This window comes from Chryseobacterium sp. KBW03, from assembly GCF_003852415.1.
Lineage (GTDB): Bacteria > Bacteroidota > Bacteroidia > Flavobacteriales > Weeksellaceae > Chryseobacterium > Chryseobacterium viscerum.
This window is the reverse complement of sequence record NZ_QAJO01000001.1, coordinates 35,324-47,841: the sequence shown is the minus strand read 5'-3', so window position 1 is coordinate 47,841 and position 12,518 is coordinate 35,324. Positions and strand designations below refer to the sequence as shown.

Below are 12,518 nucleotides of genomic sequence, written 5' to 3'. Positions count from 1 at the left end.
GAGACTGAAGTTCTGGTGAGATTTTTTTATACGACAAGTTCTGTCGCTGCACATAGATAATTTTACATCAGAATAAGACGAATTGAGATTTGTATGATAATAATTTAATAATAAATAGTAAGATTTATGTTAAACCTAAAAAAGTTGATTTTTGTGTCTTAAAAACCGTTAAATTCGCGAAGTTTCAATAAACTAATTACTAACTCAGAAAACAACAACACGGGAATGAAGAAATTCTATATCAGTGCATTCACTTTATGCACGGCTTTGGGCATCTCTGCTCAGGAAGTGGTATGGCAGAAAGACATCAAATCCTCTACTCAGGATTTTCTAAGCCAGGTCACCACAACCATCGATCAGCAGTATTTGATAACGGGAAGCAGTATTCAGGCCAAGAGCCAAAAACAGAATAATGGCTACGATTTCCATTTGGTCAAACTCAACCAGCAAGGAAATGAAGTCTGGGAAAAATATTTCTCTGGATCCAATCATGATTATTTATCAGCCACAGTTACCACACAGGATGGCGGATTTCTTTTAGCCGGAACCACCTATTCAGGAAAAGGACTGGATAAAAAAGAGGATTCAAAAGGAGGCTCAGATATCTGGCTGATTAGAATCAACGAATTTGGAGATGAACTATGGCAGAAAACCTTGGGAAGTTCTTCCGATGAAGAAGCAAGAGCCGTGATTCAAACGACTGATTTAGGGTTCTTTGTGGCCGGAAATGTACAGAATTCCTCAAAAGGTTACGGTTCCAAAGATATCTTAATTACCAGAATTGATAAAGATGGAAAAGAATTATCGCAATTAATTTTAGGTGGAAAAGGCTTAGACGAAGTAGAGAAAATGATTCCAACGAAGGATGGTGGCGCCTTACTGGGAATGTATTCAAGAAGCGGATCCGTTAAAACAACGCATCAGCAATCAACGATCAATAGTAATACTCCGTCTGAAAAACCTGCAACCCGCAACCTGCTATCTGCAACCTCAAAACAAAGCGACAACTTTGGTGAAGGCGACTACTGGATTGTCAAATTAGACAAGAACGGAAAAGTAGAATGGGAAAAGAACTTTGGAGGAAAAGGAGATGATCATATCAGAACTCTGGCTTTAACTTCAAATGGTTTCATCATTGGTGGCGAATCCAGATCAGAAAGATCAGGGAACAAAACCGTAGGCATTGAAGAAGGAACAGACCTTTGGCTCATTTCCTTAAATGAAAGAGGGGAAGAACAATGGCAGAAATCCTACAATTTCAAGAACCGTGATATTTTAATGAGTATGAGTGTCCTTCATTCTGCAGATGATAAATCTTCCAAAGGAATCTTATTAGGAGGCTATACTCAGGCAGAAGGAAGAATACAAACAGATGACGAAACCTTCTGGATGCTGTACTTAGATCAGAATGGCAATGAACAGTGGAGAAAGCATATCACCGGAGAATCCAGAAAGAAAGAGGAAAGACTTTCCGATTTAAAATTGAACAGAGATGGTTCAATTGTTTTAGCCGGAACCAGTGCAGAAGAATTAGGAAAAGAAAACTGGAAGATTGTGAAATTGGGAGACAAGCAGGTTGACCAGTTGATCGAAAAATATGATATCAAAATCTATCCCAACCCAGTTTCAGATTATGCTTACGTAGAAATCGGTTTTGATTTTAAAGATGCTGATATTCTCTTATATGATATGAGCGGAAGACAGCTTCAAAGTATAAAAACCAAGAACAGAGTGACTAAGATTAATACTCAGGCTTTGGTACAAGGAGCTTACTTGATCACGATAAAAACTGATAACAATAAAACGGCGAATGCCAAATTAATCAAGAAATAAGCACAAATGAAAAGAGTAGTAACTAAATTAATTTACCTTTTTCCTATATGTGGAGTTTTGTTTTTTGCAAAAGGACAAGGGAAAAACTATGTAGAAGAACTCAACCGAAGCTTACCTCAAAGTCCTGGTGTAAGCTCTTTAATGAAATTTGAGGAAGTTCCTGTGAGCCTTTACACAGGGATTCCGGATGTTAATATTCCTATTGAAAATTTCTCCACAAACAGTTCCAAATTAAACCTTAATATATCACTTAATTATCATCCTTTAAGTGCAAAAGTGGATGACGTAGCCTCAGAATATGGTTTAGGATGGAGCCTTTTCGCAGGGGGAATGATTTCCCGTACCATCAGGGATCTGCCAGATGAATCAGATCAGGTTACCGGGAAATATGGGATATATTTTAATAACCTGGAGACTTTTACAAACAATTATAATATTGTAAAAAACTATCTTCAGAATGGGAGTGGAAGCGGCTTGAATGATCAGAAGGCTTTTAGACAAATTTTTGAATCCGTTCTGTTCAACCGTTTTGATAATAGCTATGATCTATACCAGTATAACTTTATGGGATATACCGGACGGTTTTTTATTAAAAGAGATGAGACAACGGGATTTCTGAAGTTAGTAAAACTGGATAAAAATAATTTTAAAATAGATTTTACTTTTGACAGTAAAAATGCACCCTTAAAGTTTGAAATTACTGATGATAAAGGACTAAAGTATGTATTTAATGTTGTTGAGAAATCTTCACGTTCCTATCTGATCAATACGACCAATACATCCAATGTTAATACCAATGATAATCTTGAATATCAGGATTTGAATACCGGATTTCACCTTAGCGAAGTGTATGAAGATAATAAGTTATTAGTAAAGTTCAATTATTCGAATGGTATTGAGCAATCTGTATCCACTTTTATTGCTAAAAGAAGAGGTCCGCTTCATCCATTTGATGGAAGTCTTCAATATGCAGATTGTTATGATGATATTGTCAATACTTTTCCTGCTGATTATGAAACTTCAACGAGTTTAAACCATACCTATAGCCGGTTTTTGGATAATATTGAGGTAAAAGACAGAGCCAAAATCTATTTTGAATATACAGGAAACAGGATGGACAGCAATCTCACAATGCCGAATAATAACAAGAAACTCAGTACAATCACGATAAAAGATTTCTTTGGCAGCAGGCTTACCAAGCAGTATAATTTTGACTATGCATACGATTCAAAAATGATGCTGAAAAAAGTATCCATTCTTGATAAAGATGTACAGGAAGACCATGCTTACACTTTCACATATGGAGGGAATTCTAAACAACTACAATATGCACCAGAAGATGTAAGAGGTGACTTGTGGGGACATTACCGATGTGTACAGCAAACTCCAATTTTAGATTTGCTTGCTCCTAACACAATGTTTGAACCTTCTCCTGGATGTATAGAAAAAGATGTCCTTACCAAAATGAAACTTCCAACCGGAGGTGAAATCCGTTATAATTATGAATTGAACAGGTTCAACTATAAACCGAGTTCTATTACACAAAGCCAGGACCCAACGGCTAATCCGATTGAACCAATAACCGATTTTTCATCCAATCTTGGGAACTGGGATACCATGTCTTCGTATGTAACGATCAATAATTTTGGACAGAGTCCTGCGTATTTTTTTACAATTACTGAACCGCAGGAAATCTTATTCAATTCTGAAGCCGGTAATTATATGAGCGAACCGTGGGCATTGAATTTTTACAAACTCAATGAAACTACAGGGCAGATGGAAAATGCAATGGTTCAGGCATTAGGTCCGCTTATTGACATAGATCCTAATTATAATCCGTGGCAAAAAAGAAGTTTCCCTGCAGGGAAATACTATGTGACATTGAGTACTGTATCCGGGAATATGCCACATAATCCAATTCCAACCAATTTTACAGCAAGGTTTTCCGGGTATTACCGAAAGGCAAATAATTCACTTCATTATCTGTCCGGAGGAGGAGTCAGAATCAGAGATATTGAATTTTATAATGAAAAAGGGCTGCAAAAGAAGAAACTCTATGAGTATAATGATATTACAGATCCTTCCAAGAGCAGTGGAGCACTGGTTTTCCCGATTCCTGTATTCCAATATGAAGAAGCATATAATAATATGTATTTATGCATTTCTCCTACTTCCACAGTCATGAAACAGCATGGTTTAGATATGACCTACAACACGACATCCACAAAAAACGTTCTTTCATCAGAGAAAACAAAGGGTGCGGATGTGGGCTATCAATTTATTACCGTTAAGGATATTGATTACATAGCCAATTATGATTCATCTGTTTTTAAAGGAAAAACAGTCCATAAATTTTCAAGTCCTATTGACTCACCCAATCCTCTGTTTTCCCATTTTTCAATGTCTCCTCCTGCGGCCTATACTCAAAATACGGACTATCGCAGAGGCAATCTTCTGAATAAAAAAGTGTATGATTCCAATAACAATATGCTTTTACAAGAAGAAAATACCTATGATGATCATTCCACCACTGAGATCACAGGTATTAATTTTCTGATTAAAAATAATTTTATTTTCAACAGGTTCAATACTTTTCATATTGATAATTATGAGTCATACAAGTTTACCATGAATAAGTGCAGTAGTATGTACTCTTTCTTATGTGAATATACTTCTTCAATAGGATTCGGTGTCAATCCAATGTCTTTTGTTCAGTACTATTTTTCTAAGGAAATTGTGGGTAAAACCAATCTGATACAGTCTAAGAAAACCCAGTATTTTCCTAATAATAAAAAACTGACCACGATTGAAGATTATACGTACAATTCCGGAGATTATATTGCAAAGAGTAAATCGACTTCATCAGACAATACGATAGACGAGACCTCTTATAAATATCCATTTGAGATAGGGAATCTGTTTCTTATGAATAAAAATATGGTAAGTGTACCACTACAAACAGAAATCCAAAAGAATGGAGAAACAATTTCTAAAGTGGAATCTCTATATCCGGTAAGTCAGGCTGATGCAGATACAAAAACTTCAGGGCTGGCATTGCCTTATCAGATCAATTCTACTGATTTATCAAATACTGTTTCTAAAGAAGTGGCTTACGATAAATACGATGAAATGGGAAATGTACAACAGTATACTGCAAGAGACGGAGTTTCAACGGTTATTATCTGGGGCTATAATAAAACCCTTCCTATTGCTAAAATTGTAGGGATTACCTTAAGTGAAATTCCGGATGCCGTTATTACAGCTGTCGTTAATTCTTCCAATGCTGATGCAGTTAATCCGGCTAATGAATCTACTTTAATTAGTGATTTGGTGACTTTCAGGAAAGCCATTGAGGCGCTTCCGAGAAGAAGACCTCAGATTACCACCTACACCCACGACCCTTTAATTGGAGTAACGAGTATAACACCTCCATCAGGAATAAGAGAAAATTATATTTACGATGCTGCCAACAGACCTCAGCAGGTAAAAAATATGGAGCAGCAAAAGGTGAAGGAAATGAAATATAATTATAAACACTAAACCGATGAAAAAATTAATAATCCCTATAGGAATCCTTATAACGGGAACTGTCAAGTCCCAGCTTTCCACGATTCAGAATACAGAAAATTATGTTCAGACCAAAACATACCTTGATTATAACGGAACTTCAGTAACAAAATCCTCAGAAACGGTTCAGTACCTGGACGGATTGGGAAGGCCCAAACAAATAGTCAACATACAAGCATCACCGTTAGGAAAAGATGTAGTGGTTCCTGTTGTATATGATCAATTCGGGCGACAGATAAAAGAATATCTTCCCATTCCTCAGGGGAGTACTTTGAATGGAAATCTTGTTTCTGATCCTTTTAGTAATGTAATGAATTCACCTTATGGTTCAGAAAAGATCTATTCAGAAAAAATAATGGAAAACTCTCCTTTGGACAGAGTACTGGAACAGAAACAAGTGGGGAATGAATGGAATGCAAAACCTGTAAAATTTGCCTATGATGTGAATGCTGCAGAAGATAAAGTAAGAAAGTTTGCAGCTCCTACTACACTAGCCAATGGCATCACGACATCAACAATCAGTAATGATGGTATGTATGGAGACTTTCAGTTGTATAAAAATACGGTAGCGGATGAAGATGAAAATAAAACCATTGAGTTTAAAAACAGCAGAGGACAGGTTGTATTGGTCAGAAAAGTGATCAGTGCTACAGAAAACGCAGATACATATTACGTTTATAATAAATTTGATCAGTTGGTTTTTGTAATTCCGCCGCTTTTATCTCAATTAGCCAGTTGGGGAATGCCGGAGCATGATGCATTAGCTTATCAATACCGTTATGACGGAAGAAATAGACTGGTAGGAAAAAAGCTTCCCGGTAAAGGATGGGAGTTTATGGTGTATGACAAACAGGATAAGCTGGTAGCTACTCAGGATGCTGTATTAAATGGAAAAGGACAATGGCTGTTCACCAAATATGACGAGCTAGGAAGAGTAGCGTATACAGGAATCAGTACCGGAGGAACATGGGCACAGGAACAGGCTAAAGTGGAAACTTTTGGATTCAATAACGTTAACAGAACTGTTACTGTAGGTCTTTCCAGCCAGGGAATGGATGTGTATTATGGAAATGCAGATTTCTCCTATCCGGAATCTTCTTCTTTGGTGACTCTATTATCGGTCAACTATTATGATACGTATCCGGGATACAGCTTTAATCCCGCACTTCCTGCTAATACAACGGATATGACAGTCTTGACTGATACATCCTCTGCAGATGGAAGAAGTACCAGAGGACTTCCTCTGATGAGTCTGGTGAAAAATATTGAAGATGATAACTGGACAAAAAGTTATAGCTATTATGACACCAAAGGAAGAGCCATTGGAAGTCATTCTATAAATCATTTGGGAGGATATACCAGAGCGCAGTCTGAACTTGATTTTGCAGGATTACCCAAGAAAACGGTTACTATTCACAAGAGATTGGCAACCGAGTCTGGAATTACGATCACAGAACGTTTTGACTATGATAATCAGAACAGATTACTGGTTCATAAACATCAGGTAGATGATAAACCGGAACAGATTCTTGCCGAAAACAGCTATAACGAGATCTCCCAGCTTACGAATAAAAAAGTAGGAAATAATCTGCAAAGTATTGATTATAGCTATAATATCAGAGGCTGGCTGACCCATATTAATAAAGATCAGATGTCAGTTCCTGATTTGGGAGGAAAACTGTTTTCTTACAAAATCAAATACAATCAGATGACAGGATTGGAGAACCCTGATCCTGCATTATTCTCCGGGAAAAATGTAAAGCCAAAATATAACGGAAATATAGCAGAAGTAGACTGGAGAGCTATAGAATCTATAGGAGCCAATCCTCCCACGGAACCTAAGAGATACGGTTATGCCTATGATGCTTTGAACAGACTTACCGCAGGGTATTATCAAAATCCTGTAAACCCTTACAGCAAAGAACATACGGAATCTTTAGCCTATGACCTGAATGGGAATATAAGAAACCTTTACCGTACTGCGGCCATAGAAGGAAGTACTACAACTGCTACAGTTATTGATGAGCTGGAATATATTTACGGATCAAATAACCTGACCAATCAGGTTTCTGTGATTAAAGATCATAAAAATAATCCTTCAGGATACGAAGGAGGAGGAGGAACCATTCTATATGACCTTAATGGAAATATGGGGCAGATGCCTGATAAAAATATTAGCAAGATTACTTACAACCATCTGAACCTTCCTGATAAGATAGAATATGGGACTATGGGTTTTGACGGGATGCATCATTATCTGTACAGAGCGGATGGAGCGAAAGTTCAGAAAAAGCTGCCAAAATTTGAATGTGGCTTTGCAAGCTGCTATACAATAACCGGAATTACAGATTATCTGGATGGATTTCAATACTATCACAGTGAATCTGATAACAATGGAGGTGGTATCGGAGGTCTTGACGGATTTCTTATCACCACTGAAAAGGCAAAATATGCCTATGAGCAGCAGGCTTACAGCGCAGAAAGCGGGATTGCTACAGCACAGGGAGCTCCTTTGGGAATAACTACTGTAAAGACTCCCCATCTTATGTTTTTTCCTACAGGAGAAGGATTTTATGATTACGGAAAAGATCAGTATATTTACCAATATGAGGATCATTTAGGAAATGCAAGGATCAGTTTTGCAAGAAACAGCGCAGGCGCTCTTGAAATCACAGATGCCAATGATTATTACCCATTTGGAATGAACCATCTAAAAACTGGAAATGCATTTTATGGATCAGGAAGTTATAAGAATTATAAATATAATGGTAAGGAGCTTCAGGAAGGTGGAATGTATGATTATGGAGCGAGATTTTATATGCCGGATATTGGAAGATGGGGTGTTGTAGATGAACTTGCTGAAAAATCGAGACGATTTTCTCCATATACATATGCATTAGACAATCCTATAATGTTTGTTGATCCTGATGGTAGAGAAGCACAAGGATGTTGCAATTTGTGGAGTCTTACAAAAGCATATTACTCTGGACTATATCAAGGGGCAAAAGCAACAGTTCAGGGAACTGCTAATTTTGTCAGACATCCAATAAATAGTATGAAAGCAATGAGTGTGGCAATGGCAAAAGATCCTATAGGAGCTCAAACTAATATGCTAAAAAGTACAGCCAAAACTTTTTCACCAGTGTTATCTGCAGCCAGTGTTGGATATACAGCTGCAACAAAAGGTGTTCATGCAGCAGGAAAAGAAGCAGGAAGCGATTTAACACAAAAAGCAATTGATTTAACTGTTGCTGCAGGATTAAAAGGTGCTGGAAATTTAATAAGTAAAGTGACGACGTCTGCAAGTGTAGAATCTACGACGCTTTATAGAGGTGTGAATAGCACAAGTCCAGGATATGAGAATGCATTACAGGGAATAGCAAAGCCCCGAGGTGGTAATGCTACCCCGCTAGAACATAATACTCTTACGACGGAAAGTCCTTATACTTCTTGGTCTTCAAATATATCTGTAGCTGAAAATTTTGCATACAGAACAAGCGGAGAAGGTGTTGTTTTAACTGCTGAAATACCTAATAGTCAACTGGTTAAAAGTCCAAATTTAAAATCTGTTAATCTAGTACAGTCTCCAGGAACTATAGTTAGTGAATCTGAGACTTTAGTGAAAGGACCTGTTAAAGGTGCTAATGTAAAAAAAGTTAATTTAGAAAGATAAAAATATGAAGTTTCCAATTTTAAAAGAGCATGAGTTTGCAGTCTTAATGGCAAATGGAGAAACAGGGATTATTTTAGACTTAAATTTTAATATTTACCAAAATAATATAGAAACTCAGAATGTATATTCTATTTTTGAAAATATTCAAAAAGCAAAAAAATTTGTTGAGAATATTTCTGCAGTACATCAGAAAATTGAATTTATAATTTATAATTCAAAACAAGAAGTAGTTGAGTTTATAAAAGCCAGATCTTTTTCTTAAATTATTTTTTTAAGAGAAATACAAAAGCCCATTTGTGTCCATCTACAATAAAAACCACTATGTAAATAGTGGTTTACTTCCTTTATCTAAAGAACTATTGTATCTATCAGTATAAGGATCATCTTGGAAATGCAAAGATAAGTTTTGCAAGAAACAGCGCAGGCGCTCTTGAAATCACAGATGCTAATGATTATTACCCATTTGGGATGAACCATCTGAAAACTGGAAATGCATTTTTTGGAAATGCTAGTTATAAGAATTACAAGTACAATGGTAAGGAACTTCAGGAAAGTGGGATGTATGATTATGGAGCTAGATTTTATATGCCGGATCTGGGAAGATGGGGTGTAATTGATAATAAGGCAGAAAAATATAGTTTTACATCTCCTTATAATTATGCCGCAAATAATCCTATAGTTTTTATTGATCCAGATGGAAATGAAATAATATTTGTACAAGTAATAAATGAGAACACACAAGTACACCTGAAATATAGCAAAGGGAACTTCTATTATATAAATGGAGATAAAAAAGGAGAGAAATATGATGGTGGAAAGGATAAAGTAAGTCAAAATTTATTTAGGCTGGCAAGAGCTTATAGAAAAATTGAGCATTCAGATAGCAAAGTTCTAAAAGGAATGTTACATCATCTTGAAAACAGTGAGAATAAGCATTATATTTTTGACCCGCAAACTCCAAATCAAGGTTCAGGTGTACATGGAACTTCAGACGGCGGTTCTCAAACTATATTTAATCTTTCAAGCCAAGAAGAAAAAGATAGATTTAAGAAAATGGAAGGTGTTCCAAATTCTAATTTAAGTACAGTGGCTCACGAAATGCAACATCAGTATGATAAAGATACTAATAACCAATCCGATGCAACCAATATTAGTGATGCAGATAACCCATCGGAACAAAGGGCTGTGAAAACTGAAAATATAGCACGAAAAATAGAAGGATTACCTGCGAGAACAACATATGGAGGGATACCTGTTAATCCTAATCCACCAAATTATAATGTGCCAGAAGATGATAAGAAGAAAAAATAATAATAATATATAATTATGAGATACAAAATAAAATACCTGATATTAATTTTTTCTTTCGGATTAATATTTTATTCGTGCAAAAATGATAAAGCAAATCAAGAATTTATAGAGAGACTCTCTTCTATAGAAAATGGATTGCCTTCTCCTTACTTTAATTATTATTTATATTTCAAAATCGATGATGATAAATTTATAGAGACCAATATAACTTTTTTATATAAAATTTATCAAGACCATTATGTTGAAACTTATAAAAATAACTTTAATGCTTTTTTAACAGACTTATTTACTCAGAATAAGCCATTAAAAATAGAGGATATAGATATGTATAAGAATAAAGGTTATTTTTTTAATGTTTACAATATTGATAAAAAGATATCAAATATGAATATTGAAAATATAAAAAAAAAATATTTAAAGTCAGAACAAAACTCTTTTATATTGATTCCTAAAGAATTACCTAGTATGTCAAGTTTAAAAACGGTTCTTTACGAAATGTTTTCAAATGGATATATAATTACAATGAATGATTATGGAGGTGGATATTATAGCATTGAAAAATATGAATCAAAATAAGCCCCCGCTGGCACGAGTGTCTCGCTCGTGTCCATACACAATAAAGAGGCTACCTCAAAAGAGATAGCCTCTTGCTTCCCTTATCTAAAGAACCATTGTATCTATCAGTATAAGGATCATCTTGGAAATGCAAGGATAAGTTTCGCAAGAAACAGCGCAGGCGCTCTTGAAATCACAGATGCTAATGATTATTACCCGTTTGGGATGAACCATCTGAAGACCGGAAATGCATTTTTTGGAAATGCTAGTTATAAGAATTATAAGTACAACGGTAAGGAATTGCAGGAAACGGGAATGTATGATTATGGAGCTAGGTTCTACATGCCGGATTTGGGAAGATGGGGAGTAGTAGATCCGTTGGCGGAAAAGATGACGAGACATAGTCCTTATAACTATGCTTTTAATAATCCGATTAGGTTTATAGATCCAGATGGAATGGAACCTGATCAAGCAGGTCCTGGAAACCCTAAGAAGACATATCCTAAGTATGAATCTGTAAATTATACAACATGAGAAGAATGTTTGCTTCAGCAGGAATTGATAAAAGGAATGTTACTGGAAGTTATATGGTAAATTCAAAAGGCGCAGCTTTGATAACCACATATGAAGGATTGTCACTTTCTATGTATGATCAAGATGGAGCTAAACCAGGAAATGCAACTATTGGATTTGGGCATTTAATTCATAAGGGGTTAATAAATAATACTAGTTCAGAAAAAGAATTTGAGAATGGCATAACATTGAATCGAGCAACAGAATTATTTGTTGAAAGGATAGCTGAACATGAGGGTTATGTCAATAATTACATGAGTAATCTTAGTATTGATTTAAATGCAGATCAATTTGCATCGATGGTAGACCTATCATTTAACAAAGGTCCAGATGATGCATTGAAAATAATGAAAACTTATAAGGAAAAAGGTGTAGTTGCAGCTGGAGAGGCTATTATGGATCTTAATAAGAATAATGCAGGGCTCCAGGTTAGAAGGCGTTTTGAAAAAGAATTATTTGTAAATTCTAATGCTTTAACAAAAACAGGAACAGAAAAATTAATACAGAAAGAAAATGAAGATAAAAAGAAAAAGTAATTTTTTTATGCTTTTTATGGTAGTGTTATTGTCTTGTAAAGAGAATAATACTATAAAGAAGAACATAAAGTTAGCTAAGTCACAAGACCAGTTTGAACAGATTTTTTCAAAAAAAGAATATTCTGACTATGATAAAATTAATTATGAAAAAGAGTTAAATGAATATCAGGATAGTTTGAAGTTTATGAGTAAGAAAATAGAAAGTAATTTATCTAAAATTACAGATATAGATGATAGAAATCAGTTTGTAAAAATAATAAAAGACGACAGCTTATTTTTTTATAAAAATCTAGATGCTCAAACTAATATGATATATTATTCATATAATGGTTTTTCTGATGGAATGGATGGTGAAAAAAATATTTATACTAACTTATACTATTTAAATAACATTAAAGATCATTTAACTTTTTTAAAAGGAGTAAACTATAATTTAGAGAAAAATATCCGATAAATCTCCGCTGGCGTGA

9 protein-coding genes are annotated in these 12,518 nt (G+C 35.2%); all 9 read left to right on the top strand.

The features are described from left to right. The first annotated feature begins 225 nt into the window (after positions 1 to 225). The 9 genes from DBR39_RS00180 (at position 226) to DBR39_RS00140 (ending at position 12,502) form a co-directional block, all read left to right on the top strand. On the top strand, positions 226 to 1,833 hold the full coding sequence (locus DBR39_RS00180) for a T9SS type A sorting domain-containing protein (protein ID WP_124530330.1): 1,608 nt from the start codon (positions 226 to 228) through the stop codon (positions 1,831 to 1,833). Between the two features lie 6 nt (positions 1,834 to 1,839). Beyond that, positions 1,840 to 5,373 (top strand): hypothetical protein, encoded by a 3,534-nt coding sequence (locus DBR39_RS00175; protein ID WP_124530329.1) that lies wholly within the window; start codon positions 1,840 to 1,842, stop codon positions 5,371 to 5,373. 4 nt (positions 5,374 to 5,377) lie between these two features. Next, a complete protein-coding gene (locus DBR39_RS00170) occupies positions 5,378 to 9,073 on the top strand; it encodes a DUF6443 domain-containing protein (RefSeq protein WP_228447730.1) in 3,696 nt (1,231 codons plus the stop codon). Between the two features lie 4 nt (positions 9,074 to 9,077). Further along, positions 9,078 to 9,335, top strand: coding sequence for a hypothetical protein (locus DBR39_RS00165; RefSeq protein WP_124530328.1), 258 nt, complete (start codon positions 9,078 to 9,080; stop codon positions 9,333 to 9,335). Between the two features lie 68 nt (positions 9,336 to 9,403). Then, a complete protein-coding gene (locus DBR39_RS00160) occupies positions 9,404 to 10,384 on the top strand; it encodes an RHS repeat domain-containing protein (protein ID WP_228447729.1) in 981 nt (326 codons plus the stop codon). 15 nt (positions 10,385 to 10,399) lie between these two features. Further along, positions 10,400 to 10,960, top strand: coding sequence for a hypothetical protein (locus DBR39_RS00155; protein ID WP_124530326.1), 561 nt, complete (start codon positions 10,400 to 10,402; stop codon positions 10,958 to 10,960). Positions 10,961 to 10,987: 27 nt separating this feature from the next. Beyond that, entirely contained in the window at positions 10,988 to 11,473 is a 486-nt protein-coding gene (locus DBR39_RS00150; protein ID WP_124530325.1) for an RHS repeat domain-containing protein, read from the top strand. After that, entirely contained in the window at positions 11,470 to 12,048 is a 579-nt protein-coding gene (locus DBR39_RS00145) for a glycoside hydrolase family protein (protein ID WP_124530324.1), read from the top strand. Before DBR39_RS00150 ends, DBR39_RS00145 begins: the two co-directional genes overlap by 4 nt. Further along, positions 12,026 to 12,502, top strand: coding sequence for a hypothetical protein (locus DBR39_RS00140; RefSeq protein ID WP_124530323.1), 477 nt, complete (start codon positions 12,026 to 12,028; stop codon positions 12,500 to 12,502). The genes DBR39_RS00145 and DBR39_RS00140 overlap by 23 nt, the downstream gene beginning before the upstream one ends. The last annotated feature ends 16 nt before the right edge of the window (positions 12,503 to 12,518 follow it).